This is a genomic window from Seongchinamella sediminis (assembly GCF_003457605.1).
GTDB classification, from domain to species: domain Bacteria; phylum Pseudomonadota; class Gammaproteobacteria; order Pseudomonadales; family Halieaceae; genus Halioglobus; species Halioglobus sediminis.
In genome coordinates this window covers 290,750-317,080 of record NZ_QRAN01000002.1, presented here as the reverse complement: position 1 = coordinate 317,080, position 26,331 = coordinate 290,750, and the positions used below count along the sequence as shown (strand labels likewise).

Here is a 26,331-nt window from a genome sequence, read left to right as displayed (position 1 = left end):
TGCATGGTACAGGCGGCCGGCAGCGGCAGCTACATCTGCAGCTCTTTCATCTTGCGGGTGAGGGTGTTGCGGCCCCAGCCCAGCAGCTCCGCGGCATCCCGCTTGCGGCCCTGGGTGTGCTGCAGCGCCACCTCGATCATGACCCTTTCAAACGCGGGCGTGGCCTCATCGAGAATGTGCTGCTTGCTCTGCACCAGTTCATTGCGGGCCCAGCGCCGCAACAGCTCTTTCCAGTCCGCCTCGCTGCGTTCGGCGCTTGCCGCCGCGTCCCGGCCCAGTTCCGGCGGCAGGTCGGTCAGGTGCACTTCCCGGCCGGCGGCCATGACGGTAATCCAGCGGCAGGTGTTTTCCAGTTGGCGCACGTTGCCGGGCCATTCCAGGTTGACCAGGAATTCCTCGGTCTCCGGCAGCAGGATCTTGTGTTCGCCGCCCAGTTCCTCGGCGGCGGACTGGAAAAAGTGCCGCATCAGGCGGGGAATGTCTTCCCGCCGTTCCGCCAGCTTGGGGATGTGTATGCGGATCACGTTGAGCCGGTGGAACAGGTCCTCGCGAAAGTCGCCGCGGCGCACCAACTCCTCCAGGTCCTGGTGGGTGGCGGCGATAATGCGCACATCGACCTTGACCGGCATGTGCCCGCCAACCCGGTAGAATTCCCCGTCCGCCAGCACTCGCAACAGGCGGGTCTGGGTTTCGGCGGGCATATCGCCGATCTCGTCGAGGAACAGGGTGCCGCCGTCGGCCTGTTCAAAGCGGCCGGCACGCCTGGCGTTGGCCCCAGTAAATGCGCCCTTTTCATGGCCGAACAGTTCCGATTCCATCAGGTCGCGGGGAATGGCCGCCATATTGAGGGCGATGAAGGGCTGCGCGGCGCGCGGGCTGTGCTTGTGCAGCGCGTGCGCGACCAGTTCCTTGCCGGTACCCGACTCGCCGTTGATCAGCACGGTGATATTGCTGTGAGCGAGGCGGCCGATAGCCCTGAACACCTCCTGCATGGCCGGCGCCTCGCCGATGATTTCCGTGCCCGGCAGGTCCTGCAGCTGGGGTGCTTCCAGGTTGCGCTCGCGGGCCTGGGCCAGCGCCCGCTCGGTAATGGCGACGACCTCATCCAGGTCGAAAGGCTTGGGCAGATATTCGAAGGCGCCCTGCTGGTAGGAGGTCACGGCGCTGTCCAGGTCGGAATGGGCGGTGGTAATGATGACCGGCAGCTGGGGGTGGCTGTCACTGATCTGCGCCAGCAGTGCCAGACCGTCGGTGCCGGGCATGCGGATGTCGCTGATAATGACATCGGGCGTTTCCCGCTCGATCCGCTGCAGCAGCTGGTCGGCGCTGGCGAAGCTCTCGTTGTCGATGCCGGCCTGCTTGAGGGCGCGTTCCAGCACCCAGCGGATAGAGCGGTCGTCGTCGACGACCCAGACTTTCGCCTGCTTATTCATGGTCCAGATCCAGTGGTAGGTAAATCGAGAAGCGGGTGCAACCGGGTTCGCTGCTGCACTCCACCATGCCGCCGTGGCGGGTGATAATCGACTGGGCGATAGTCAGGCCCAGCCCGGTACCCTCGGCCCTGCCTGTCACCATGGGCATGAAAATACTGTCCAGCATTTCCCCGGGAATGCCGGGACCGTTGTCCTCTATGTCCAGCTGGCAAACCAGGCGGTGCCGCCGGGAGCCGATGGTGAACTGGCGCTGGGAGCGGGAGCGCAGGGCGATCACGCATTCTGACTCGCTGCTGGCGGCTTCCAGTGCGTTGCGCACGATGTTCAGCAGTGCCTGTATCAGCTGGCTGCGGTCGCCGAAAATCTCCGGCAGGCTCGGGTCGTAGTCGCGCACCAGGGTCACCCGGTTAGCGGTTTCCGCGCTCACCAGGTTGAGCACGTGTTCCACCACTTCATGAATGTTGAGCTTGCGCGCCTGCAGGTGCTTGTTGGGCCCCAGTAACTGGTCCACCAGGTCCCGCAGCCGGTCCGCCTCGCGAATAATGATGTTGGTGTACTCGGCCAGCCCCTCATCAGGCAGCTCGCGGGCCAGTAGCTGCGCCGCGCCGCGCACGCCGCCCAGGGGGTTCTTGATTTCATGGGCGAGGCCCCTGACCATTTCCCGGGTAGTTTGCTGCACGCTGTGCAGGCTCTCCTCGCGGCTGATCTTGAGCAGCCTGTCCACCGGCTGCATTTCCAGCAGAATGCTGAAACCAAATTCGTTGTCGGCCACCGGGGTGAGCAGGAGGTCGGCGTGAATTTCACGGCCGGAGAGCAGGGTCAGCGGCATCGCCCGGCGGGCGAGAGGGCTGCGGCTGGCGCGCACCTGCTTGAGCACATCGACCAGGGTCTCCGGCCGGGCCACCAGCTTGCGCATGGGCTGGCCCAGGCAGCGGGCCTCGGAGGTTTCCAGCAGGTCCTGGCCGGAGCTGTTCAGCGAGATGACCCGCAGTTCGGCATCCAGGGCTACCACTGCGGTGCTGATATTGTCGAGTATGACCTGGTTGGCTTTCATAGCTGGCCTGTTTTGCCCGGCGGTAATGATTGCGGCACTCATTGCCTGTTTGGAAAGCAATTATGGAGCCAAGATGGCCCCAATTTTGAAAATAAGCAGCTCTTTGCCTGAAAATGGTGCGCACAGGGTTGGCGAGTACTCACTTTCCCAGCTTGCGCAGTAGTCAGGGCGCTTGGCAGAACCCGGATGGCAAGTGCTGGGACGGGGTGCAGCGGCCCGGCGCACCATTATGGTGCACGAGGCGAGCGCTTGTGTCCAGCGGGAGGCGCTGGTTTTAAATGCCGGGGCGGAGGACGTAGACCCGCACCGATTCGGAGCTGGCCAGCACTGCGCCGTTGCTGTCGAGAAGCCGCACCACCAGGTCGTGGGGCCCGCGCAGCACGTTCTCCAGTTTCCAGCGCTTGCTGGTCTGGGGCGCCCCATGGGGCTGGCCGTCCAGCAACAGTTGCAGTGTCTGCCCCGGGGCAAGCCCGGGGGTGGGCGCCGCCACCACCTCGAAAATGCCGCCGCCCTTGGGGATGGTGGTCTCGTCGGCTGGCGAGCTGATGCTGACAGAAACTGGCGTCGCGGCCTCCTGTTGTTGCGGTGCGCCGGGCCTGACCGGTGCCATCACCGGTGGCGGAGGTGTGGTGTTGGTGCGGGGCAGTTCAACGGCTTCGGCGCCCGAGCCGCCGGCCGGCGGTTGATCGGTGAATACCACGTTGCCCTCGGCATCGGTGGTTTTGTAGATTTGCGCGAGCGCGGGGAGCGCGAACAGGGTTCCGCAGAGCAGTACCGTAACAAGGTGCTTCAGCATGGCGCGTTCTCCAGCCAGACAGGGAGTTCTAGCGCTACCCTAGCAGAAAACCGCCGGTCGGGAGCGAGCGGGTGTGATTAAAGTGCAAAAAAAAGGCCCGCGGTTAAGCGGGCCTTTGGGTGCTGCTGGCGCCGGTTTACACCGAGTAGTACATGTCGAACTCGACCGGGTGGGTGGTCATGTTCAGGCGCTCGATCTCGGCGGACTTCAGTTCGATGTAGGCATCGATCATGTCGTCGGAGAAGACGCCGCCGGCGGTCAGGAACTCGCGATCCGCGTCCAGTGCCGCCAGGGCCTGGTCGAAGGTGGCCGCCACGGTGGGAATGGCCTTGCCTTCTTCCGGGGGCAGGTCGTACAGGTCCTTGTCGGCGGCATCGCCGGGGTGGATCTTGTTCTGGATGCCGTCCAGGCCCGCCATCAGCAGGGCAGCAAAGGCCAGGTAGGGGTTGGCGGTGGGGTCGGGGAAGCGAACCTCCACGCGCTTGCCCTTGGGGTTGGGTTCGTAGGGAATACGGATTGAAGCGGAGCGGTTGCGGGCCGAGTAGGCCAGCATAACCGGTGCTTCAAAGCCGGGCACCAGGCGCTTGTAGGAGTTGGTGGAGGCGTTGGTGAAGGCGTTCAGGGCACGGGCGTGCTTGATGACGCCGCCGATGTAGTACAGGGCGGTCTCTGACAGCCCGGCGTAGCCGTCGCCAGCGAAGATATTCTCACCGTCCTTGGAGATGGACTGGTGCACGTGCATGCCGGAACCGTTGTCGCCGACCACGGGCTTGGGCATGAAGGTGGCGGTCTTGCCGTAGGCGTGGGCGACATTGTGCACGCAGTACTTCAGCACCTGTACCTCGTCACCCTTGGTCACCAGGGTGCTGAACTTGACGCCGATCTCACACTGGCCGGCGGTGCCTACCTCGTGGTGATGCACTTCCACATCCAGGCCCATTTGCTCCATGGCGGTGCACATGGCGGCGCGGATGTCGTGCAGGGAGTCAACCGGGGGCACCGGGAAGTAACCACCCTTGACGCCCGGCCGGTGGCCGATATTGCCTTCCTCGAACTGGTGATTGGACACCCAGGCCGCCTCCTCGGAGTGGATCTGGTAGCTGGCGCCGGACATGTCCACTTTCCACTTGATATCGTCGAAAATGAAGAACTCGGGCTCGGGGCCGAAAAAGGCGGTGTCGCCAATACCGGTGGACTTCAGGTATTCCTCGGCGCGCTGGGCGACGGAGCGGGGATCGCGGTCGTAACCCTGCATGGTGGTGGGTTCAACCACGTTGCAGCGGACGATGATGGTGGTGTCATCGGTGAAGGGGTCAACCAGCGAGGCGTTGTCGTCGGGCATCAGGATCATGTCCGACTCGTTAATGCCTTTCCAGCCGGCGATGGAGGAGCCGTCGAACATCTTGCCGTCCTCAAAGAAGTCCTCGTCGACCTCCTTGGACGGAATGGTCACGTGCTGTTCCTTGCCACGCGTATCGGTGAAGCGCATATCCACCCAGCGCGCTTCGGTTTCTTTGATCAGGTTCAGAGTTTTCTCTGACATTGCTAGTCCTCCATGGGATTGTGTATGGCCAGCGGGCCGGCCTGCGTGCTTTTGCGGTAGGCGGGCCTGGCCCGGGCCTACGGTTATTGGCAGTGTCGTTCACAGCAAGAGCTGTGCCAAAAAGGTGCTGCCGCTAACTGTCTGAATAATAATGTCTTTTTAATGAAGTTTGGTAAGGGCTCAGCGGCAGTGCACTGTACTGGTGCGTAAGTGCGTCATTATGGTGCGCGCGCAAGTGTCAATACCGCACAGTCTGCTCCAGGCGATCCGGGGGTATAATACGCGGCCCCGAAAGGCCATCGCATTACCGCCCCAATGAAATTTGTTGTCAAGTTTTTCTCCGAGATCGCCATCAAGAGCAAGCCAGTGCGCCGCCGCCTGGTGGCGCAACTGCACGAAAACCTGAAATCGGTGCTCCGGGAGTTCGACCCGGACATCCAGGTGCAAAAAGCCTGGGACAAGCTGCTGGTAGAGACCGCGCTGGAGGATCCGGCGCAGGTGCAGCGCATGGTCGAGGCCATGCGCAACACCGCCGGCATCACCTATGTCCTGGAAGTGGTTGAGTGCCCACTGCCGGCGCTGGATGACATCGTCGACCGGGTGCTGCCCATTTACGGTCCGCGGCTGCCCGGCAAGACCTTTGCGGTGCGCTGCAAGCGTACCGGTAACCACGACTTCACCTCGGTGGATGTCGAGCGCACCGTTGGTGCGGCCCTGCTGGCGCAAACCGGAGCCGCCGGCGTCAAGCTGAAGCACCCCGACGTCCAGGTGGAGCTGGAGATCAGCAAGAAGACCATGTTCGTGATCGGCCGCCGCCACCGGGGCCTGGGAGGCTACCCGGTGGGCAGCGTGGACCCGGTGCTGTCGCTGATATCCGGCGGCTTTGACTCGCCGGTGGCGAGCTACCTGACCATGAAGCGCGGCATGCGCACCCACTTCCTGTTTTTCAACCTCGGTGGCCGCGACCACGAGATCGGGGTCAAGGAAGTGGCCCTCTACCTGTGGCAGAAGTACGGCTGTAACCAGCGCGTGCTGTTTATCAGCGTGCCCTTTGAGGAGGTGGTGGCCGAATTGCTGACCCGGGTCCAGGACAGCCAGATGGGGGTCATTCTCAAGCGCATGATGCTGCGGGTCGCCGACCGGATAGCCCGCGACCTGGAAATAGACGCGCTGGTGACCGGCGAGGCCGTGGCCCAGGTCAGCAGCCAGACCGTGCGCAACCTGGCGGTGATTGACGAGGTCAGCGAGAGCCTGGTGCTGCGGCCGCTGGTGGCTTCCGACAAGGAGGACATCGTGCGCCTGGCCAATGCGATCGGCACTGGCGAGTTCGCCGCCAACATGCCGGAATACTGCGGCGTTATCTCGGTGAACCCGACCACCAGGGCGCGCCTGGACCGGGTGCGGGCGGAGGAAGCGCGTTTCGACATGGAGATACTCGACCGGGCACTGGCGGGCGCGACCCGCACCCGTATTGACCGCCTGGCCGAGGAGGATATACAGCGCACCGAGGTGGAGGTGTTATCGGTGCCGTTGGCGGAATGCGTCATTATCGACATTCGCCACCCGGACGAGGAGGAGCTGGCGCCGCTGGACGTGCACGTGCCGGTGGCTAAAATCCCGTTTTACCAGCTGCACAGCAAGGCCGCCGGCCTCAGTCCCGACACCACCTACATGCTGTACTGCGGCAAGGGCGTCATGAGCCGCCTGCACGCCAGCCACCTGGTGGAATCGGGGCTGCCCCGGGTCAAGGTATACGCGCCGTAAAACTACCATCTTTTGTCACCGCTGCTGGTGTATAATCCGCGGCCTTTTTTTAGCCATAGGGTGCCGCGGGCGCCCCGCGAGTACCCCCAATGAGAGACAAACTGCGCAATATCGCCATCATCGCCCACGTTGACCACGGCAAGACCACCCTGGTGGATTGCCTGCTGCAGCAGTCGGGTACCCTGGATCGGCGCACCGAAGGTGCCGAGCGGGTAATGGACTCCAACGACCAGGAACGGGAGCGCGGCATCACCATTCTGGCGAAAAATACCGCCATCGAGTGGAATGACTACCACATCAATATTGTCGACACCCCGGGGCACGCCGATTTCGGCGGCGAGGTAGAGCGGGTGCTGTCCATGGTTGACTCGGTGCTGCTGCTGGTGGATGCGGTGGACGGCCCCATGCCGCAAACCCGTTTCGTCACCGCCAAGGCCTTTGAACAGGGGCTCAACCCGATAGTGGTGGTCAACAAAATCGACCGCCCCGGGGCACGCCCGGACTGGGTGGTGGACCAGGTGTTCGACCTGTTCGACCGCCTCGGCGCCAACGAGGAGCAGCTCGACTTCCCGGTTATCTACGCCTCGGCGATCGAGGGCATTGCCGGTCTGGACCACGAGGACATGGCGGCTGACATGCAGCCGCTGTTCGCAACCATTGTCGACAAGGTGCCGTCACCGGAGGTGAACAGCGAGGGCCCGCTGCAAATGCAGATCAGCGCCCTCGACTACTCCAGCTACGTGGGGGTTATCGGTGTCGGCCGCATTACCCGCGGCAAGCTCGCGCCCAACACCCAGGTGACGGTGGTCGACCGCGAAGGCGCCACCCGCAATGGCAAGGTGTTGCAGGTAATGGGCTACCTGGGCCTGGAGCGGGTCGATGTGAGCAGTGCCGAAGCGGGTGACATCGTCTGTATTACCGGTATTGACGGCCTCAATATTTCCGACACCCTGTGCGACCCCGCCACCGTGGAAGCGCTGCCCGCCCTGAGCGTGGACGAGCCCACCGTGAGCATGACCTTCCAGGTCAACGATTCACCGTTCGCCGGCAAGGAAGGCAAGTACGTGACCTCGCGCAATATCAAGGAGCGCCTGGAGCGCGAACTGATACACAACGTGGCCCTGCGGGTCGAGCCCGGCGACAGCCCGGACAAGTTCAAGGTCTCCGGGCGCGGCGAGCTGCACCTGTCGGTGCTGATCGAGTCCATGCGTCGGGAAGGTTTCGAGCTGGGCGTATCCCGGCCCGAGGTGATCCAGAAGGAAATCGACGGCATCATGCAGGAGCCTTACGAGCAGCTGGTCATCGACTGTGAAGACGAGCACCAGGGCTCGCTGATGGAAGAGCTGGGCCTGCGCCGCGCCGAGCTGGAGAACATGGTGCCCGACGGCAAGGGCCGGGTGCGTCTGGAATTTATCATCCCCGCCCGCGGCCTGATCGGTTTCCGCTCCCAGTTCCTGACCATGACCTCGGGCAGCGGCATCATGACCCATGTGTTTGACCACTACGGGGCGGTCAAGAACGCCGAGATTATTCACCGCAGCAACGGGGTGCTGGTGTCCATGGTCAAGGGCAAGACCCTGGCCTACGGCCTGTTCAACCTGCAGGATCGCGGGCGCCTGTTCGTCGATCCCAATGTCGATGTGTACGAGGGCCAGATCATCGGCCTGCACAGCCGCGGCAATGACCTGGTGGTCAATCCCACCAAGGCCAAGCAGTTGACCAACGTCCGCGCCTCCGGAACGGACGATGCGCTGACCCTGACGCCGCCGGTCAGGCATACCCTGGAGCAGGCGCTGGAATTCATCGAGGACGACGAGCTGGTGGAAGTCACGCCCGAGAGTATCCGCCTGCGCAAAAAACTGCTGCAGGAACACGAACGCAAGCGCGCCGCCCGCGGTTAACGGCAGTGAAGGCCTTGCTGCAGCGGGTCAGTGAGGCCCGGGTGACGGTAGCCGGCGATTGCGTTGCTGAGATCGGCCCGGGCCTGCTGGTGCTCCTCGGCCTGGACCAGGGTGACGACGAGGCCAGCGCCCGGCGGATGCTGGACAAACTGCTGGCCTACCGCCTGTTCGCCGACGAGGCCGGGCGGATGAACTGCTCGGTGGCCGATATCGACGGCGGCGTGTTGCTGGTCTCCCAGTTCACCCTCTCGGCCGATACCCGCAAGGGGCTGCGCCCCGGTTTCTCTGCCGCCATGCCCCCCGCCGAGGCCGAGCGCCTCTACCGCTACACCCTGGAGCAGCTGGCCCGGCGCCACCCCAAAGTGGCCGCCGGCCGTTTCGGGGCCGACATGCAGGTCAGCCTGGTCAACGACGGCCCGGTTACCTTCCTGCTCGAGGTTTAGGCCGGTCGGCGCAACAGCATCTCCAGGTGGGGGATGCCGTCCAGCGGGTAGGGATCGCTGTCGGTGGTAAAGCCCAGCTCCCGGTAAAACTTTTCCAGGTGGGCCTGGGCGTGAATGCGGATGTCGGCGCCTGGCCAGCGCTGCAGGTTGTGGGCTATACCGCGGCGCACCAGTTCCTGCCCCAGGTCCCTGCCGCGGGCCGCCGGCGCCACCACGATCCGGCCCAGGGTGCTCTCTGTTTCCTGCAGTCCGGGCGGCAGGCAGCGCTGGTAGGCCAGCAGAGCGGCGCCGTCCCAGCCGGCGATGTGCACCGCCTGCTGGTCCAGTCCGTCGGCGTCCTGGTAGACGCAGTCCTGCTCCACGGCGAAAACCTCCTGCCGCAATTTCAATGCTTCGTAGAGCTCGATGTTACTGAGCTCCTTGAAACCTGCGATTTGCCAGCGCAGTGCCACGGTGCAGATGCTCCTTTTTCCCCGGTCGGCGTTCTCCCGGCCGGGAGAAGTTGCTACTATAGGCCCGAAACAGCTGCGGGAACAGGGTAGTTCCAGCGCGGCCATAACACGGCAAGGCGGCCGGGGACAGCTGCCAACCCGGAGAGACGCACATGCTGGCTAACGCCGAACTCTCCCAGGACTTCAGTATCCTCGGGCAGCAGTACAAAAAACTCATCAGCGCCCTGCTGGAGGTGGTTAACATGCCCGCCATCCCGGTGGAAGTCGCGCCCACCAGCAGCGGAAATTTTCGCGGATTCGACGGCAACCAGTTCTACCTGGTGGAGCAGGGCAGCATTTGTGCCCGCTACCAGGACAAGACTGTTTTCCTGCTGGAGGAGGGTGACATCCTGCTGCCCGACATCGCCGGCAGCAGCGATGATAATGCCGCTGTTTATTACGGCTCCGATTCCGGCGCTCGCCTGGCCAGCTACCCGGCGCTGGAATTCATGCGCCGCGTATTCAATGACCAGGCGGCCACCCGGCTGTGGACCCGGCTGCTGGTGACCTACGCGGGACTGATGCTGCGCATCACTGCCGCCAGCGTGGAGGAACAGGCCGAAGCCACCCCGGGCTTCGAGGTCTACGAGCCCGGAGACATTATCATCCGCCAGGGCGAACGGGCAGACTTTGTCTTCAATATGTCCTCCGGTGTCGCCGAGGTGCTGGTTGACGATGTGACCGTCGGTCGTATCGGCGAGGGCGAGATATTCGGCGCCATGGCGGCGCTGACCCAGGCGGACCGCAGCGCCACGGTGCGCGCCAAGACCAACTGCTCCGTGGTCAAGGTTCCCAAGGAGCAGTTCACCGAGCTGATCAAGCGCAATCCCGCCACCATCCACAGCCTGATGATCGACATGGCCAACTCCATCGTCAATCTCAACGAGCAACTGGTGGGCTTGCGCGGCTAGTTTTATCACCGCTGCCCGGCAGCGGTGACCACTTCAACGGAAACCACATGACAGACCTTATCGAAATCGACGAAGACGGCATCGAACAGGTGTCGATGAAGGCCTATACCGAGAAGGCCTACCTGGATTACTCCATGTACGTGATCCTGGATCGCGCCCTGCCCCATGTGGGCGACGGTCTCAAGCCAGTGCAGCGGCGCATTGTCTACGCCATGAGCGAGCTGGGCCTGAAGGCCACTGCCAAGTTCAAGAAGTCGGCGCGGACCGTGGGTGACGTGATCGGTAAATTCCACCCCCACGGCGACAGCGCCGCGTATGAAGCGATGGTCCTGATGGCCCAGGATTTCAGTTATCGCTATCCGCTGGTGGATGGCCAGGGCAACTGGGGCTCTCCCGACGACCCCAAGTCATTCGCCGCCATGCGCTACACCGAATCCCGGCTGACCGCCTATGCCGAGGTGCTGCTGGCCGAGCTGGGTCAGGGCACCGTCGACTGGGTGCCGAACTTTGACGGCACCATGAACGAGCCCTCGGTATTGCCGGCCCAGGTGCCCAACGTGCTCCTCAATGGCACCACCGGTATCGCCGTGGGCATGGCCACCGATGTGCCGCCCCACAACCTGAAAGAAGTCGTCGCCGCCGCGGTGCACCTGCTGGAATCGCCCAGGGCAACCGTCGGCGAACTGTGTGAGCACGTGCTGGCACCGGATTTTCCCACCGAGGCAGAGATCATTACCCCGCGGGAAGAAATCATCGCCATGTACGAGAGTGGCCGCGGGGCGCTGAAAATGCGCGCCGTGTGGGAGAAGGAGGGCAGCGATATCGTCATTAACGCGCTGCCGCACCAGGTGTCGGGCTCCCGGGTACTGGAGCAGATCGCCCAGCAGATGCAGACGAAAAAGCTGCCCATGGTGGCAGACCTGAGGGATGAGTCGGACCATGAAAACCCGACCCGGTTGGTGGTGGTGCCCCGCTCCAACCGGGTCGATGTGGACGCGGTGATGAACCACCTGTTCGCCACCACCGACCTGGAGCGCAGCTACCGGGTGAACCTGAACATGATCGGGATCGACGGCCGCCCCGGGGTCAAGGGGCTCGACCGGATTCTCGGGGAGTGGATCAAGTTCCGCACCGAGACCGTGCGCCGGCGCCTGGAGTACCGCCTGGAGCGGGTGCAGCGCCGGCTGCATATCCTGGAAGGGTACCTGGTGGCCTACCTCAACATCGACGAGGTGATCCACATCATTCGCACCGAGGACAAACCCAAGCCGGCGTTGATGCAGCGCTTTGGTATCAGCGATGTCCAGGCCGAGGCCATTCTCGAGTTGAAGCTGCGTAACCTGGCCAAGCTGGAAGAAATGAAGATCCGCGGCGAGCAGGATGAGCTGGAAGCGGAGCGCGACCAGCTGGAAAAAATCCTCGGCAGTGCGGCGCGGCTGAAAACCCTGATCAAAAAGGAGCTGCTGGCAGTGGCCGAGCAGTATGGCGATGATCGGCGTTCGCCGCTGGTGCTGCGCGGCGAGGCCCAGGCGTTTAACGAACTGGACCTGCTGAGCGCCGACCCCATTACCGTGGTGATGTCGGACAAGGGCTGGATCCGTGCCGCCAAGGGTCACGAAATTGACCCGACTTCCCTCAGTTACAAGTCCGGCGACGGCTACAAGATGGCCGCCCGCGGCCGCACTAACCAAAGCACGGTGATCCTGGATTCAACCGGCCGGGCTTACACCATCGCCTCCCACAACCTGCCCTCCGCCCGCGGCCAGGGCGAACCGGTAACCGGGCGTATCAATCCGCCTTCCGGGGCGACCTTCGAGGGCCTGATGATGGGCGCGGACAGTGACCTGTTCCTGCTGTCTTCCGACGCCGGCTACGGTTTTGTCGCCAGACTGGGTGACCTGCAAACCAAGAACAAGGCGGGCAAGGCCGCACTGAAGCTGCCGCAGGGCAGTGCGGTGTTGCAGCCCGCTCCCGTGAGCACTGCCGAGGACGCCTGGGTGGCGGCGGTTTCCAACGAGGGGCGCCTGCTGGTATTCCCCCTGGCTGACCTGCCGCAAATGGCCAGGGGCAAGGGCAACAAGATTATCGGCATTCCCTCGGCGCGGGTGCAGTCCCGGGAAGAGTTTGTGGTAGCGGTGCAGGTACTGACTGAAAAGGATACGCTGGTGGTGTACGCCGGCAAGCGTCATCACAAGCTCAAGTTCGCCGACCTGGAGCACTACCGGGGCGAGCGTGGCCGTCGCGGCAACAAGCTGCCCCGCGGCTTCCAGAAGGTTGATGCAATGGTGGTGGAAGAAAAGCCGGCTGGCCGCTAGGCAGGGCCACCCGCTCAGTGTGGGGGCAGGCCCTAGATCAGCGCCGGGTCTGTCAGCCGCTTCATGATCAGTTGCAGCTGGCGTTCCAGCAGGTCCTGGTAGGGCCCGGCGAAACTTTCCAGCATGGCGTAGTCCTGCACTTCCGTGTCCTGCAGTTGCAGGCGTCCGGCAATATCCGTGTCGTCCAGTACCGCGGGCGCCAGCAGCAGTTTCGGCGGCTTGCTGGTGCACACCGCCTGTAATTCGTCCAGGGTGTGCTGCATGTACAGGCCCGGGTAAATGTCCTTGCCGTCCCCCACGCCGAGTTCGCTCTCGGACATGGCCATGGAAATTTTCATCGACAGGGGCATGGTTTTTTCCAGCTCGCGACTGACCGCCTGCACCAGCCAGGCGCTGGAAGCGGCGCGGAAGGCGGCGCTGCCGGCCTTGTTGGGGCCGCTGAAATATACCGCCAGGGCAAACTGGCGGGATACCTGGAGTTCCCCACCATAAAATCCGGCGGATGCATACACTACCTGGTGCAGGCGGTCGGTGTAACGATGCAGTGACTGGTCGTCCAGGGTGTCGACGTAGTCCACCAGGCTCTCCAGGTGCAGGTACAGCACCGCGGTGGAACGATAGTTCTCTTCCCGCGCTTCGGTGTCGTTGCGGGTCCGCAGCAGGTCCATGGGCAGGGCCGCGGCCCGGGATTCCAGTAGCGCCAGTTCGTTGCCGGTGGCTGTTCCGCTGTCTTTGTCCTCCAGCGCCAGGGCGCGTGACAGCTTGCCGATGCGCGAGCCAAGCCGCTTGCCCAGTTGCAGGCCGGCGCCGTAGACCGCCAGGCTCAGCAGCACCGCCAGTCCCAGCAGGCTGAGAACGAAACGCTGGTGGGCGGCGACGGCGGCGTCTGAATTCACCGTGACCCGCGCTTCGCCCGCCACGTCAGCTTCGATCAGCACCGGGGCGCGGTAGGCCTGATCACTGCTGCCGCTGGCCTCGCCGGCTTCGCCGAGCACCTTGCCCTCGACATCAAAGATGGCAATCTGCTCGGCCGGGGAGGTTTCGACGAAGCGCTGCAGCGAAGCGGTGATGCTTAACAGGTCACCGGCCTCCAGTGCCACACTGACCCGCCTGGCGACCTGGTGTGCCAGGGCGTTGCCAAACTCGAGCTGTTGTTGCTGTTGCAGGTGGCGGCTGGAAATGGCGCCGAGAATGACCAGCGCCAGGCTGACCAGCAGGCACAGGGCGGCCGCGAGGGTGGCGATCTGTTGACTCAGGGGGGCGTTGTTGAAGCGTTCGGGCACGTTCTTGTGTCACTGCGGAAACGAGGGCCAGTATAAACCAGTCAGGCTGGCAGCGGGTGTTTTTATACCCCTTCCAACGGTAGAATGGCGGCCCCTTTACCTAGCTGCCGGATCGCCCGTGAGCCAGATACTGCTGATTACCCTCTCCGGAGAGGATCATCCCGGAGTCACCGCCCGCATTACCGCAATACTGGCGGGCCACGAGGTCAATATCCTCGATATCGGTCAGGCGGTGATCCACGCCACGCTGTCCATGGGGGTGCTGGCGGAGCTGCCGGATCCCTGCCCCCGGGAGCAGGTGATCGCCGATGTCCAGGCCTGTGCCGCGGCGCAGGGCATGCGGGCGCGAATCAGTGACATCAGCAGCGACAGCTATGGAGCCTGGGTCGATGCCCAGGGCCGGGCCCGCTATATCATTACCCTGCTGGCCAGGAAGATAACCGCCGACCAGCTGGCCCGGGTCAGCGAGGTGGTCTCTGCCCATGGGCTGAATATCGACGGCATTAACCGGCTATCCGGCAGGATTCCGCTGGGCGAGTTGCCGGCGTTCTCCAAAGCCTGTGTCGAGTTTTCGGTGCGGGGGCCGTTGCCGGATTCATCCACTTTCCGCCGCGACCTGATGGAGGTCGCCGGCGCCCTGGAGGTCGACCTGGCCTTCCAGCAGGACAACGTGTTCCGTCGCAACCGCCGGCTGGTGGCCTTCGATATGGATTCCACCCTGATCGAGGCGGAAGTCATAGATGAGCTCGCCGCCAGGGCCGGCGTCGGTGAGCAGGTCAGCGCCATCACCGAGCGCGCCATGCGCGGAGAGCTGGATTTTGCCGAGAGCTTCCGCGAGCGGGTGGCGTTGTTGCAGGGCCTGGAGGAAACTGTGCTGGCCGAAGTCGCCGGCCAACTCCGGATTACCGAGGGAGCCGAGCACCTGATCGCGACCCTGCGCACCCTGGGTTACAAGACCGCCATTCTTTCCGGCGGCTTCACCTACTTCGCCCATTACCTGCAGCAGCGGCTGGGGATGGATTACGTCCACGCCAACGAACTGGACATCGAGCACGGCCGGGTTACCGGCAGGGTCACCGGAATCATTGTTGATGGCGAACGCAAGGCGCAACTGCTGCGACAACTGGCAGACGACGAGGGTATAGACCTGCAGCAGGTGATCGCGGTGGGTGACGGTGCCAATGACCTGCCCATGCTCAGCGCTGCCGGCCTCGGTATTGCCTTCCGGGCCAAGCCGCTGGTCAAGCAGTCGGCGGAACAATCCATCTCCACCCTGGGTCTGGACGCGATTCTGTATCTGCTGGGTTTCAGTGACCGCGATCAGCAGCGGGGTGCCGCGGCCCTAGATATTGCTCCACACTGAATCGTAGGCGCTGTGCTGTGGCCCGCTGGTGCCCTCGGCGAGCACTTCATCCAGCTGTTTGATGTAGCGAAAATCGAACTGGGCATAGCTGGCCGTGGCTGAAACCTGGTGAGTAAGCTGCACCAGGAATCGCTCTCCCTTGCGCAGCAGCGAGACTTTCTGCCGTTCGCGGAACCCCGCCCGCGGTGTTATCAGGGTCTGGGGCTGGCCCACCAGCGGGATCTCGGGCAGCAGCAGCACACGCTGTGGCACTGAAGGCGTACCGGTTTTCTTGTGTACCAGGGCGCCATAGGCACGGGCCCGCGGGCTGAGCAGTTCCAGTCCCACCAGGGTGTGGGCATCCTGCAGTGCGCTCACCCAGCGGATAACGGCGATGGACCAGTGCTCGTCCCGCTCCTCCCGCACACAGGCGATGTTACCTGCCCGCACCTCTTCCGGCGGCGTGTTGTTCCAGTCCAGGCAGTAACCCCCGGGGCTGATATTGGTCAGCCGCATCTGGTAAGTCGCCACCTCCGGTTCCGGTGGTATGTTGGGTATGTCGTCCTCGATCGCGCGCCGGGTGTAGTCATCCAGCTCCACCCGATGGGCCAGGTCGGCCTCCTGCGCGTTGCCGGCGCTGTCGCGGACGTAATCTTCCTCGGGGTTGGCGGAGCTCCAGGCGTCGCGTTTGTCTTCCTCGCCGCGGATAAAGGGGTTGCCGCCGACCCTCTCGCGGGGCGGGGGAATATACTCATCGCCATAAAGTAGCTGGGAAAAACTTCGTTCCCCGCTGGCATGCACATGGGCAGCACCCAGACCGACGCTGACTGACAGCGGCGCGCTGATTTTTACCCGGGAAAAGTTGCGCATGCTCATGCTGCCCAGGGCGTCAATGAGGTGGCTGAGCATATTGGACGGCAGGGCCAGGCCGCACTCCAGCTTTATCCCCGGTTTACCCTGGGCATCGTCCAGTTGCTTGAGCTGTTTCAGGTAGGTGACCAGTGGCGCGGTGCCAAGTTGCCGGCACTGGCTGGTACTGGCGCTGCCGCAGAGGGAGCTGTACAGGGGCGGCTGGTCGGACGCCAGGTCGACCATGAACAGTCCCTCAAAACTGCCAGCCGGACCGATTCTGAGATGCTCCTGCCACTCCCCCAGGGCGGCGTAAATCACCGCCAGGTCGGACTGGCGCAGCTGGTTGGGCTTGCAGCAGCCCAGCAGCAGGGCCTGCAGGTAGGTGGCGCTGACGCTGGTGGCCCGGCCTTCCACATCGCTGACCGGCAGGTTGGCCAGGCCCTGGCGCTCGGCCAGGGCGTACAGCTGGTGCAGGGTGAGCCAGCCTCCCAGGGTTACCGGGTGGTAAAGCTGGAAGGTCAGCAGGATAGTGTGCCCGGCGTGATACAGCGCACGCTGGATGGATTCGCAGACCAGGCGCGCGGGGTTGCTCTGCCGTATCTGGTCATGGTGCTGCAGGGTCTCTACCGCGACCAGCGAATAGGCGGTCGCCAGCTGCCCCTGTAACTCGCTGGTCAGCTCCGCCAGTTGCCGCGGTTCCTCCGGCATGATCAGGGGCTGGTTGAGAAAACGGCGGGTGAGGTTGGTCAGCGTGACCTGCACCCTGTCGGCCAGCGCCTCGAGAATCCGGTAGCGCGGCTCCGGTGCCAGCGGGTGGCGATTGAGTTCACTCACCGCCTGCAGCAGTTGCTGCGCAACGCTGCGCGGGTTTGCCACCGGCAACTCGCTCGCCCAGGTGCTGGCGCCGGTCTCATCAGCGCGGAACAGACTGAACTGTGCCAGGTCCTGCCGTGGAAATGTTAGTTTTAGCGGCGCTTCAGTGTTCATCTCGCCGGTCCCTGCCTTATGTCCAGGTGCCTTGCCCAAAGATTAGCTTATTTGCAGCGCTAGCGACCAGCGGCAATAATCCCGAACTCCCCAATTGTGCTCCCCTGCGGTATCATTAGCGCCCTTTTCAGCACTCGGATCAAACGGTAGCACCATGGCGAACTACTCAACCAACGAATTCCGCTCCGGCCTCAAGGTCATGCTCGACGGCGAACCTTGCAGCATCCTCGACAACGAATTCGTCAAGCCCGGCAAGGGCCAGGCCTTCAATCGCGTGAAACTGCGCAACCTCAATACCGGCAGGGTATGGGAGCGTACCTTCAAGTCCGGTGAGTCGCTGGAAGGCGCCGACGTGATGGACCGGACCATGGAGTATCTCTACACCGATGGCGAGTTCTGGTATTTCATGGAACCGGACACCTTTGAGCAGTACCAGGCCGATGCCAAGGCGGTGGGCGATGCGCACCTGTGGCTAAAGGAGCAGGAGCGCTGCGAAGTGACTCTTTACAACGGCAGCCCGCTGTCTGTTGCGCCGCCGAATTTCGTCGAGCTGGAAATTACCGAGACCGACCCGGGCCTCAAGGGTGACACCGCCCAGGGCGGCAACAAGCCCGCCACCCTCAGCACCGGGGCCGTGGTGAAAGTGCCGCTGTTCCTCAGCGAGGGTGAGGTCGTACGCGTCGACACCCGCACCGGTGAATACCAGGGTCGCGCCAGCAAGTCCTGATCCCGGTGAACTGGCAGCCCTCGGCAACGCTCGCGGCGCTGCGGGCCCGGGCGGAGTTATTGGCCCGGATTCGGGGATTTTTCGCCGGCCGTAACGTGCTGGAAGTGGAGACCCCCCTGCTGTGCAGCAGTGGGGTCACCGATCCTGCCATCGAAGCGCTGATGGTCGACCGTGGTGACTCCCTCCCGGCCCCCCGCTACCTGCAAACCTCGCCCGAGTACGCCATGAAGCGGCTGCTGGCCGCCGGCAGCGGCCCCATTTACCAGCTGGCCAAAGCCTTTCGCGACGGCGAGGCGGGTTCCCGCCACAATCCCGAATTCAGCCTGCTGGAGTGGTACCGCCCCGGGCTGGATCACCACCAGTTGATGGCGGAGGTGGCGGCACTGGTTATTCACTGCCTGGGGCCCAGACCGGTGGAGTATCACGCCTACCGTGAGCTGTTCAGCGCCGAGCTGGGCCTGGATCCGCTGACCGCCAGCCTGGACCAGTTACAGCAGCGGGCCAGGGCCTCCCTGGACGTCGGCGCACTCAGCGGCGATCGTGACATGTGGCTGGACCTGCTGATGAGTCACCTGGTGGAGCCGGCTCTCGCCGACCGGGGCCTCTGCTTTGTCTACGACTACCCGGCCAGCCAGGCAGCCCTCTCCCGGGTGGAGGAAAAAGACGGCCAGCTGGTGGCCCAGCGCTTCGAGCTCTACGTGGACGGCCTGGAAATTGCCAACGGTTACTGCGAACTCACCGATGCCGGCGAGCAGCGGCGGCGTTTCCTGGCCGACAACGAACGCCGTCGTCGTCGCGGGCAGCCGCAGCGGCCGCTGGATGAAAGGCTGCTGGCAGCGCTGGCCGCGGGAATGCCTGCCTGTTCCGGGGTGGCGCTGGGGGTGGACCGCCTGCTGATGCTGGCAGACGGGCAAACCGATATACGCCAGGTTCTGGCGTTTGACTGGCAGCGCTGCTAGCGCTGAGTGCGACAGGCCTACCGCACCAGCTCGTCGTCGCCCAGCCCCAGTACAGCCCCGCTGTAACCTGCCACAAACTTCGGGGGCAGGCGCCGCGGCCGGCCGCTGGAAATTTCGATGCAGGCGAACAGCATGCCTCCCCGCAGCAGGGTGACGCCGTCACTGACCCGCACCAGCTGGAAGCGGCGCTGCATGGTCAGCCGCTGGTCCCAGTTGACAATCCAGGTGCCGGCGACCAGCTCGTCGCCCTCGCGGGAGGCCTGCAGGTAGTGAAACTCACTGCGGGTAATGGCCATCGCCCGGTCCAGCCGGCGGTAGGCGTCCAGGTCCAGGCCCAGCGATACCGAGTGCGCCCAGGCCACCTGCTCACACCACTTGACGTAAACCGTGTTGTTGGTGTGTTGCAGGCCGTCGATATCGTCGGCCGCTACCCGCATGGTCAGGCTGAAGGGCTGTGGATAGTCCCAGTTGATCTGGGCGCCGCTCATGGTTCGGTCACCGCGGCGCCTGCCTGCAGGTCGTAGGCGGCGGGTTTCAGGGCGAAGTGCAGGAAGCCGTAGAGGATTGCGATCAACGGGCACAGCAGGTTGAAGAACGCGTAGGGCGCGTAGCTTAAAGTGGCGACCCCCAGGGTGGCCGACATATAGGCGCCACAGGTGTTCCAGGGAATGAGTGCCGAGGTCAGGGTGGCGGAGTCCTCCAGGGTGCGGGACAGGTTCAGTCGCGACAGGTCCTTGTCGGTATAGGCGTCCCTGAACATGCGCCCCGGCAACGCCACGGCGATGAACTGGTCGGCGGCGAGAATATTGGTGCCGATACAGGTGAACACGGTGGTCACGATCAGCGAGCCGACACTCTTGACGCCGCGCAACGCCAGTCCCAGCAGGTAGGCGAGAATGCCGGTGCGCTCGAGTACGCCGCCGAAGCCAAGGGCGCTGATGATAAGCCACACGGTATTGAGCATGGAGCTCATGCCGCCCTTGCTCAGCAAGGCGTCGAGAAATTCATTGCCGCTGTTGGACTGGTAACCGTCGAACAGGGCAATCCAGACCCCCTTGAGCAGTACAAAACCTGCCGCCAGGCTGCTGCTGTCTCCCGCCAGTTTCTGTACCTGTTCAGGCTGGAAAATGACAGCGAACAGGGCGCCCGCCAGGGCGCTGATGACAATCGAGGGCAATGCCGGAAACCGCTTGAACACCAGCCACAGCATCAGTACCAGCGGTAACAGCAGGTGCAGGCCAATGCTGAACTCGCTGCTCAATGACTGCTGCAGCCGCTGGATCTGTTCCGGCGTTGCGCCAGCGGGACTGCCTATCAGGGCGAATATCAGCAGGGTAATGGCGAAGCTGGGGATAGTGGTCCACAGCATGTGGCGAATATGGTCAAACAGGTCCACCCCGGTGGCTGCCGATGCCAGGTTGGTGGTGTCGGACATGGGTGACAGTTTATCGCCGAAGTAGGCACCGGAAATAATGGCGCCGGCGGTGATAGCCGGCGACAGGTCGAAACTGCCGGCGATACCCATGAGGCCGATGCCCAGGGTCCCGGCAACGGTCCAGGAGCTGCCTATGCTCACCGCGACAATCGCGCAAATGACCGCGCTGGCGGCGTAGAAGATGCCCGGGTCCAGTATCTGCACACCGTAGTAAATCATCGCCGGCACCGTGCCGCACAGGATCCAGGTACCGATGAGCATGCCCACGCTGAGCAGGATCAGGGTAGGCCCCAGGCCCACGCCAATGCCGTGGACAATGCCCTCCTGGGCCTGCTGCCAGCTAATGCCGCTGCGGCGGGCCACCAGGGCCGCGATACAGGTAGCCAGTATCAGCGCGATCTGGTTGGCACCGTAGGAGGAGTCCGGGCCGAACAGGTAGACCGAACAGGCCAGCATCAGTACCAGGAAGACGATGGGGGTAAAGGCCTGCAGGGGGGTCATTTTGTTAGGACTTTCTCTCACACCACGCCGTTACCGGCTGTTCCAGCCGAATCGAATGAATGACTGCCAGAATGCCTCAATTCGCGCCGGTGGTACAGGGCACAGCTTTTGTCTATCTGACAGGGGGGCCATGATGGCGTAATATGGCGGGGTCTTTTGCACCGATATGCCTGAGCCAGAATGACCCTGAACGCTTCCGCGGCGGCGCTGCTCAGCGCTGCTGTTCTCCTGCTTGCCAGTTGCAGCCTCGCCGATCCCGGCCCCGCCCAGATAGAACCACTGCGGGAAAACGATGCCAGTGCCAGCGGCCCCGGCGAGAAAACTGAAATTCGTGTGGTGACCCTGCTGGAATGGTTGCAGGAACCCTGGGGCATGGACTTCCTGCCCGACGGCCGCATCCTGCTGACGGAAAAACCGGGAGTGATGAAGCTGGTGACTCCCGGCAGCTGGACCACGCGCGATATCAGCGGGCTGCCGCCGGTGGCCAACGAGGGACAGGGGGGGCTGCTGGACGTGCTGGTGCATCCCGATTTCGCGCGCAACCAGTGGGTGTATTTCAGCTACAGCGTGGCGATTGACAGTGGCTTGACCACGCGGGTCAGCCGCGCCCGCCTGCAGGGAGACAGACTGGTCGATCGGCAGGACCTGTTCACCGCCAAACCCGCCTATCCCCAGCGCCGTCATTTTGGCTCGCGGCTGTTACTGGATGCCGGCTACCTGTATATCACCGTGGGCGACCGCGGCCGGCGGGCGCCGGCCCAGGACCTGCTGGATCACAGCGGCAAGGTACTGCGCCTGACCGAGCACGGCGCCATTCCGGCGGACAACCCCTTTGTCGGCAAGCCGGGGGCGCTGGCGGAAATCTACAGCTATGGCCACCGCAATCCCCAGGGCATCGCCCGCCACCCCCATAGCGGGCAGATCTGGGTGGCGGAGCACGGTCCCCAGGGGGGCGACGAAATCAACATCCTCAAGCCCGGTGCGAACTACGGCTGGCCGGTGATCACCTACGGTGAGGAATACGGCGGCGGCAAAATTGGTGAGGGTACCCACAAGCCGGGCATGGAGCAGCCGCTGATTTACTACACACCCTCGCTGGCGACCGGCGGCATCGATTTCTATACCCGGGAAACCTACCCCGATTGGCAGGACTCGCTGCTGGTCTCCAGTATGAAAATGACCCGTATCAACCGCCTCGAAGTGGCTGCTGACGGCTCGATCGGACGGGAAACCCGGCTGTTGGGTAATCTCGGTATGCGCATCCGGGATGTGCAGGTGGGTCCCGACGGCCTGGTGTACGCCCTCGCTGACCGCTCCCGCCTGATTCGGCTGGAGCCCTAGGGAGCCAGGCTGCTTGCCCGACCTTGCGCCGCACTACTATCGCGACAACTTCCTGCGCCTGCTGGATACGGTAGAGTCACAGTACGGCGATATTCTGTCTGTCCAGGAGCAGACCTTCCTCAACGCCTACCGGCAGCAGCCCTTCGACGCCCAGTGCCTGTACGTGAGGCTGGTTTCGCGGCTGGGACCCTGGTTTCGTGAGCGAAAACTCGATTACCCCGAACTGGATGACCAGGCATCCGCCCTCGGCGCCCTGCTCGCGGCGGGCCTGGCGCTGTTACCCGATGGCCTGGACGCGGAAGCGCTGGGGCGGCTGTGCACCCGGCGGGAGCTTGCCGCCATGTTCGCGATCACCGGTCGCGGCAAGGGGGAGCAGCTGCAGGCGCTGGCGGCGCTGCCGGCAGAGTCCCTGTTGCCGACGCTGCTGGAGTGCGATCGCGCCCGGGTGGTCGCGCCTGCCTACCCGGATACAGTTGCCCTGTTGCAGCTGTTGTTTTTCGGTAACCGCCGCCAGGGCCTGACCGATTTCGTCCTCAGTGACCTCGGTGTTGCCCGGTATTACCCCTACCAGGTGGATCGCGGCAATCGCCTGTTTCCGGGGCGGGCCGAGCTGGACGAGTACCTGGCCTGTGCCGCCCAGGCAGACCGCTGGTGGGAGCTGCGCGAGGCCGATGACCTGGCGGGCATGCTCGACCTCGCCCGGGAGCTGGCGGCAAGCCGGCCCCGGTTTGCCACCACTCTGCCGCGCTGGTACCGGGTCTGCAACCGGCTGGGGCGGCAGCTGGAGCGCGGGGGCCACAGCGCGCCGGCGCTGCAGCTCTACCGCCTGAGCGAGCTGCACCCCGCGCGGGAACGGGCCGCCCGGGTGCTGGAGCAGGAGGGCGACGTGGCACAGGCCTACGCCCTGTGCCAGGCGATAGCAGAGCAGCCCTGGTGTGAAGAAGAACTGGACGCGGCCAGGCGCATGGCGCCGCGCCTGGCGCGCAAGCTCGATGGTCGCCCGCAGCCGCGGCGCCGGGACCGCTTCGACGAACTCCACCTGCAGCTGCCCCGCGCCGATGGCGGCGTCGAGTTACTGGCCGCCAGTGCCCTGCGGGCGCGGTGGCCGACGGTCCATTATGTCGAGAACCTGTTGCTCAATGGCCTGTTCGGCCTGGCATTCTGGGAGCAGATATTCGCGCCAGTGCCCGGTGCCTTCAACAACCCCTTCCAGTCGGCCCCGGCGGACATGTACGAACAGTCCTTCCAGGCCAGCCGGCGGGACATGCTGTCGGCGCGCCTGGAGCAACTGGCCGGCACCGACCTGGCGCGGGAGCTGCCGCGGCTGTGGCGCAGGTACGCGGGCTACCAGTGCCGCTGGGTCAACTGGAAGTACCTGGACGAGGCGCTGGTGACGGCAGCGGCGCAGGTCATCCCCGGCCAGCACTTGCTGGCGATATGGCGGCGCATGCTGTTTGACCCGGGAGAAAACCGCCGCGGATTTCCCGACCTGCTGGCGCTGGGAAGCAGTCCCGGGAACTACCGGATGATTGAGGTGAAGGGGCCCGGGGATGCCCTGCAGGACAGCCAGCGGCGCTGGCTGCGATTCTTCGCCCGGGAAGGCATTCCCGCCAGCGTTGCCCGGGTGGAGTGGGCGGATGACTGAGTTCAGGCTCAGCGTCCGTGACCTGGTGGCCTTCTGTCACCGTTCTGGCGATATCGACCATCGCTATACCCCCTCGCCCACGGGCGAGCAGGGCATGGAGGGCCACCAGCGCATTTACCGGCGCCGGCCGGAGAGCTATCTCCGCGAGTACCCGGTCCGCTACCGGCACCAACAGGGCGACATCGAACTGCAGCTGCGGGGCAGGGCAGACGGCTTCGATCCCGCCAGTGCCCTGGTCGAGGAGATCAAGACCTGCCGGGTGGACCCGGGAAACATTCCCCCCCCGGTCAGCCGCCTGCACCTGGCCCAGGCCCGGATCTATGCCGCGCTGATCGCCGAGGAGCGGTCGCTCGACGAGGTCGCCGTGCAGTTGACCTGGCTGAACATCGACACCGATGAGGAGGTCCCGCTGCGGCAGTCCTGCAGTCGTGCGGAATTGCGGGCGTTCCTGACCGATACCCTGGCGGCTTTTGCCGACTGGCTGGCGCTGCTGGCCCGGCGCCGCCGCGACCGCCAGGCAAGCCTGCTGCGGCTTGCTTTTCCCCACGGCGAGTTTCGCCGGGGGCAGCGGCTGGTAGCCGAGCTGGTTTACAAATGTATCGACCAGGGCGGTCAGGCCATGCTGGAGGCGCCTACCGGCATCGGCAAAACCGCGGCGGTGCTTTATCCGGCCCTCAAGGCCATGGCTGAAAACAAGCACGAGGCGCTGGTATTCGTGACCGCCCGCACCGTTGGCAGGCGCAGTGCCGAGGATTGCCTGGCGCTGATGGCCGGGGCGGGGATGCAGGCATCCAGTCTCTCCCTGACCGCGAAGGAGTCGGTCTGCTTCTCCCCGGGCAAGGCCTGCCACGGCGACGACTGTCCCTTCGCCCGGGGCTACTACGATCGCCTCCCCGGGGCCCTGGCCGAGGCCATCCAGCACGGGGTGCTGGATCGGGCGGCAGTAGAGAGGATCGCCAGGGCCCACGAGGTATGCCCTTACCAGCTGGCCCAGGACCTGCTGCCCTGGGTGGATATTGTGGTGGCGGACATGCACTACGTCTACAGCCTGACGGCTGGCCTGGACAGGCTAATATCCGGGGATGAACGGCGCTGGAGCCTGCTGGTGGACGAGGCCCACAACCTGCCCGAGCGGGCCCGCCAGATGTACAGCGCCAGACTCAGCAAGGCCGAGCTGATGCGGGCTAAACGCAGTTCTTCACCCGCGGTCAGGCGCGCCCTGGAGCGGGTCAACCGGGCCTTGCTGGCATTGCAGAAGGAGGCCTGGGGCGAGGAGGTGTTTCGCCAGGAGCTCCCGGCTGAGCTGGTGAACCCGCTGGCAGAGGTGGTGGCGGCGGTGGGCAGGGCCATGGCCGACGATCCCCGCTTTGTACCGGCCAATCCGGAGTTGATGGCTTTTTATTTCGCCCTGCTGCAGTGGTTGCGGGTGGCGGAAAACTGGGGGCGGGACTATCGCCTGCAGCTGCAGCGGGGCGACGGCAAGCAGGGGCTCAGCCTGGGCCTCAACTGCCTGGATCCCTCGCGCCTGCTGTCCCAGCGCCAGGCCCGCGCCCATGCTGTCATTGCTTTCTCCGCCACCCTGTCACCGCAACACTGGATGCGCCAGCTGACCGGCCTCAGTGAAGCGGCGGTGTGCCGCAGGCTGGAATCCCCCTTTGCCGCGGAGCAGTTGCGGGTGGAACTGGAGACCGCCATCGACACCCGCTACCGGCAGCGGGAGGCGAGTGCGCCCGGGCTGGCCCGCCGGCTGGCGCGTTTCCTGCGCGAGGCCCCGGGCAACTGTATCGTGTACTTTCCGTCCTATCGTTACCTCGCCTCGGTACTGGCGCTGATGCAGGCGGATGCGCCGCTGTGGGCCGAGCGGCGGCTGTGGCAGCAGCGGCCCGGGCAAAGCCTGGAGGAACGCGATGAACTGTTCCAGATCTTGCGCAGCCACCATAACGTCGCCGCCTTCTGCATTCTCGGTGGCGTATTTTCCGAGGGGATCGATCTTCCGGGTGAGCTGTTGTCGGCGGTGGCGATCGTCGGGGTGGGCCTGCCACAGGTGGGTTCGGAGCGGGAAAACCTGCGCCAATGGTACCAGCAGGCCTATGGTGCCGGTTTTGAGTACGCCTATCTCTATCCGGCAATGCAGAAGGTGGACCAGGCCCTGGGCCGGGTGGTTCGAAGCGCCACCGATTGCGGCCGGGCGCTGCTGGTTGATACCCGTTATGGCTGGCCCGCCTACCGCTCGCTGCTGCCGCCGTGGTGGTGTTACCGGGAATAGGGCCTGGTCAGCGGCACCGAGCTGGCCCCGTTCGATCGAATCGGTCTATTTATTTGGGCTGCCTTGTCCTTGTCTGGCGCCTTCAGGCAGGTAAATTGTGCGCTCTCTGGCAGGTGGGCCAAGCTTCACCGCTCCTATGGAGTCGGGCAGAGCAATTCATCTGATGAATATTGGTCATTGTTCCGGCGCTTTCGCCTCTGTGCTAGAGTGTTGGCCCGCTCCACTGGGGCGGGCAGGGCTAATGGCCCGGAGAGGCCAACTCAACAAAGCGTCAGCGCGCCGTGGCAAACATTTAGCCTTGCGCCTGGTCGACAAGAAACACACAACAAGCATCGGGGGGTA

The 26,331-nt window shown here is 64.2% G+C and carries 20 protein-coding genes; 11 read left to right on the top strand and 9 right to left on the bottom strand.

Annotated elements, in window-relative coordinates; all coding sequences use genetic code 11:
• Positions 1-29: 29 nt before the first annotated feature.
• The 4 genes from ntrC to glnA all read right to left on the bottom strand — a co-directional run bounded on the left by ntrC (position 30) and on the right by glnA (position 4,826).
• A complete protein-coding gene (ntrC, locus tag DWB85_RS02965; protein ID WP_117952707.1) occupies positions 30-1,433 on the bottom strand; it encodes a nitrogen regulation protein NR(I) in 1,404 nt (467 codons plus the stop codon).
• Positions 1,426-2,487 (bottom strand): nitrogen regulation protein NR(II), encoded by a 1,062-nt coding sequence (gene glnL / locus DWB85_RS02960; protein ID WP_162845984.1) that lies wholly within the window; start codon positions 2,485-2,487, stop codon positions 1,426-1,428. Before glnL ends, ntrC begins: the two co-directional genes overlap by 8 nt.
• 274 nt (positions 2,488-2,761) lie before the next feature.
• Positions 2,762-3,283, bottom strand: a complete 522-nt coding sequence (locus DWB85_RS02955; protein WP_117952705.1) for a DUF4124 domain-containing protein — start codon at positions 3,281-3,283, stop codon at positions 2,762-2,764.
• Positions 3,284-3,419: 136 nt separating this feature from the next.
• Positions 3,420-4,826, bottom strand: a complete 1,407-nt coding sequence (gene glnA / locus DWB85_RS02950; RefSeq protein ID WP_117952704.1) for a glutamate--ammonia ligase — start codon at positions 4,824-4,826, stop codon at positions 3,420-3,422.
• Positions 4,827-5,141: 315 nt separating this feature from the next.
• On the opposite strand from glnA, the gene thiI reads away from it, so the two are divergent.
• The 3 genes from thiI to dtd all read left to right on the top strand — a co-directional run bounded on the left by thiI (position 5,142) and on the right by dtd (position 8,934).
• A complete protein-coding gene (thiI, locus tag DWB85_RS02945) occupies positions 5,142-6,590 on the top strand; it encodes a tRNA uracil 4-sulfurtransferase ThiI (protein WP_117952703.1) in 1,449 nt (482 codons plus the stop codon).
• 89 nt (positions 6,591-6,679) lie between these two features.
• Positions 6,680-8,491 (top strand): translational GTPase TypA, encoded by a 1,812-nt coding sequence (gene typA / locus DWB85_RS02940; protein WP_117952702.1) that lies wholly within the window; start codon positions 6,680-6,682, stop codon positions 8,489-8,491.
• A 5-nt stretch (positions 8,492-8,496) separates the two neighbouring features.
• Positions 8,497-8,934, top strand: a complete 438-nt coding sequence (gene dtd, locus DWB85_RS02935) for a D-aminoacyl-tRNA deacylase (protein WP_117952701.1) — start codon at positions 8,497-8,499, stop codon at positions 8,932-8,934.
• Here the strand turns inward: dtd and DWB85_RS02930 are convergent.
• Positions 8,931-9,386, bottom strand: coding sequence for a GNAT family N-acetyltransferase (locus tag DWB85_RS02930; RefSeq protein WP_117952700.1), 456 nt, complete (start codon positions 9,384-9,386; stop codon positions 8,931-8,933). The two genes, dtd and DWB85_RS02930, sit on opposite strands and share 4 nt — an antisense overlap.
• Positions 9,387-9,538: 152 nt before the next feature.
• Here DWB85_RS02930 and DWB85_RS02925 point away from each other — a divergent pair, with 152 nt between their 5' ends.
• Together DWB85_RS02925 and parC are read left to right on the top strand one after the other, a co-directional pair.
• Complete coding sequence (locus tag DWB85_RS02925; RefSeq protein ID WP_117952699.1) at positions 9,539-10,336, top strand: Crp/Fnr family transcriptional regulator; 798 nt, start codon at positions 9,539-9,541, stop codon at positions 10,334-10,336.
• Between the two features lie 47 nt (positions 10,337-10,383).
• On the top strand, positions 10,384-12,651 hold the full coding sequence (gene parC, locus DWB85_RS02920; protein WP_117952698.1) for a DNA topoisomerase IV subunit A: 2,268 nt from the start codon (positions 10,384-10,386) through the stop codon (positions 12,649-12,651).
• Positions 12,652-12,683: 32 nt separating this feature from the next.
• On the opposite strand, the gene DWB85_RS02915 is transcribed toward parC, so the two are convergent.
• Positions 12,684-13,934, bottom strand: coding sequence for a hypothetical protein (locus DWB85_RS02915; protein ID WP_117952697.1), 1,251 nt, complete (start codon positions 13,932-13,934; stop codon positions 12,684-12,686).
• Positions 13,935-14,052: 118 nt separating this feature from the next.
• Between DWB85_RS02915 and serB the strand changes: the two genes are divergently transcribed.
• Positions 14,053-15,297, top strand: a complete 1,245-nt coding sequence (serB, locus tag DWB85_RS02910; RefSeq protein WP_117952696.1) for a phosphoserine phosphatase SerB — start codon at positions 14,053-14,055, stop codon at positions 15,295-15,297.
• Here serB and DWB85_RS02905 read toward each other — a convergent pair.
• Positions 15,277-17,115 carry a GTPase gene (locus tag DWB85_RS02905; RefSeq protein WP_117952695.1) on the bottom strand — a complete coding sequence of 613 codons (1,839 nt, stop codon included), beginning with the start codon at positions 17,113-17,115 and terminating at the stop codon, positions 15,277-15,279. The two genes, serB and DWB85_RS02905, sit on opposite strands and share 21 nt — an antisense overlap.
• A 154-nt stretch (positions 17,116-17,269) precedes the next feature.
• Here DWB85_RS02905 and efp point away from each other — a divergent pair, with 154 nt between their 5' ends.
• Together efp and epmA are read left to right on the top strand one after the other, a co-directional pair.
• Positions 17,270-17,842: an elongation factor P gene (gene efp, locus DWB85_RS02900; RefSeq protein ID WP_117952694.1), complete on the top strand. Its 573-nt coding sequence runs from the start codon at positions 17,270-17,272 to the stop codon at positions 17,840-17,842.
• 5 nt (positions 17,843-17,847) lie between these two features.
• A complete protein-coding gene (gene epmA / locus DWB85_RS02895; RefSeq protein WP_117952693.1) occupies positions 17,848-18,801 on the top strand; it encodes an EF-P lysine aminoacylase EpmA in 954 nt (317 codons plus the stop codon).
• A 17-nt stretch (positions 18,802-18,818) separates the two neighbouring features.
• Here epmA and DWB85_RS02890 read toward each other — a convergent pair whose 3' ends face one another.
• On the bottom strand, positions 18,819-19,289 hold the full coding sequence (locus DWB85_RS02890) for an acyl-CoA thioesterase (protein ID WP_117952692.1): 471 nt from the start codon (positions 19,287-19,289) through the stop codon (positions 18,819-18,821).
• Entirely contained in the window at positions 19,286-20,737 is a 1,452-nt protein-coding gene (gene nhaC / locus DWB85_RS02885; protein ID WP_117952691.1) for a Na+/H+ antiporter NhaC, read from the bottom strand. The genes DWB85_RS02890 and nhaC overlap by 4 nt, the downstream gene beginning before the upstream one ends.
• Before the next feature lie 180 nt (positions 20,738-20,917).
• On the opposite strand from nhaC, the gene DWB85_RS02880 reads away from it, so the two are divergent.
• The 3 genes from DWB85_RS02880 to DWB85_RS02870 are packed head-to-tail and all read left to right on the top strand — an operon-like array spanning position 20,918 to position 25,989.
• Positions 20,918-22,078, top strand: a complete 1,161-nt coding sequence (locus DWB85_RS02880; protein WP_117952690.1) for a PQQ-dependent sugar dehydrogenase — start codon at positions 20,918-20,920, stop codon at positions 22,076-22,078.
• 13 nt (positions 22,079-22,091) lie between these two features.
• Positions 22,092-23,723 carry a VRR-NUC domain-containing protein gene (locus DWB85_RS02875; protein WP_117952689.1) on the top strand — a complete coding sequence of 544 codons (1,632 nt, stop codon included), beginning with the start codon at positions 22,092-22,094 and terminating at the stop codon, positions 23,721-23,723.
• Entirely contained in the window at positions 23,716-25,989 is a 2,274-nt protein-coding gene (locus DWB85_RS02870; protein WP_162845982.1) for an ATP-dependent DNA helicase, read from the top strand. The genes DWB85_RS02875 and DWB85_RS02870 overlap by 8 nt, the downstream gene beginning before the upstream one ends.
• The last annotated feature ends 342 nt before the right edge of the window (positions 25,990-26,331 follow it).

Excerpts from the sequence above, each read along its gene's own strand:
- ntrC (WP_117952707.1), bottom strand. The coding sequence starts at position 1,433 with ATGAATAAGCAGGCGAAAGTCTGGGTCGTCGACGACGACCGCTCTATC.
- glnL (WP_162845984.1), bottom strand. The coding sequence starts at position 2,487 with ATGAAAGCCAACCAGGTCATACTCGACAATATCAGCACCGCAGTGGTA.
- DWB85_RS02955 (WP_117952705.1), bottom strand. The coding sequence starts at position 3,283 with ATGCTGAAGCACCTTGTTACGGTACTGCTCTGCGGAACCCTGTTCGCG.
- glnA (WP_117952704.1), bottom strand. The coding sequence starts at position 4,826 with ATGTCAGAGAAAACTCTGAACCTGATCAAAGAAACCGAAGCGCGCTGG.
- thiI (WP_117952703.1), top strand. The coding sequence starts at position 5,142 with ATGAAATTTGTTGTCAAGTTTTTCTCCGAGATCGCCATCAAGAGCAAG.
- typA (WP_117952702.1), top strand. The coding sequence starts at position 6,680 with ATGAGAGACAAACTGCGCAATATCGCCATCATCGCCCACGTTGACCAC.
- DWB85_RS02925 (WP_117952699.1), top strand. The coding sequence starts at position 9,539 with ATGCTGGCTAACGCCGAACTCTCCCAGGACTTCAGTATCCTCGGGCAG.
- parC (WP_117952698.1), top strand. The coding sequence starts at position 10,384 with ATGACAGACCTTATCGAAATCGACGAAGACGGCATCGAACAGGTGTCG.
- DWB85_RS02905 (WP_117952695.1), bottom strand. The coding sequence starts at position 17,115 with ATGAACACTGAAGCGCCGCTAAAACTAACATTTCCACGGCAGGACCTG.
- efp (WP_117952694.1), top strand. The coding sequence starts at position 17,270 with ATGGCGAACTACTCAACCAACGAATTCCGCTCCGGCCTCAAGGTCATG.
- DWB85_RS02890 (WP_117952692.1), bottom strand. The coding sequence starts at position 19,289 with ATGAGCGGCGCCCAGATCAACTGGGACTATCCACAGCCCTTCAGCCTG.
- nhaC (WP_117952691.1), bottom strand. The coding sequence starts at position 20,737 with ATGACCCCCCTGCAGGCCTTTACCCCCATCGTCTTCCTGGTACTGATG.
- DWB85_RS02880 (WP_117952690.1), top strand. The coding sequence starts at position 20,918 with ATGACCCTGAACGCTTCCGCGGCGGCGCTGCTCAGCGCTGCTGTTCTC.
- DWB85_RS02870 (WP_162845982.1), top strand. The coding sequence starts at position 23,716 with ATGACTGAGTTCAGGCTCAGCGTCCGTGACCTGGTGGCCTTCTGTCAC.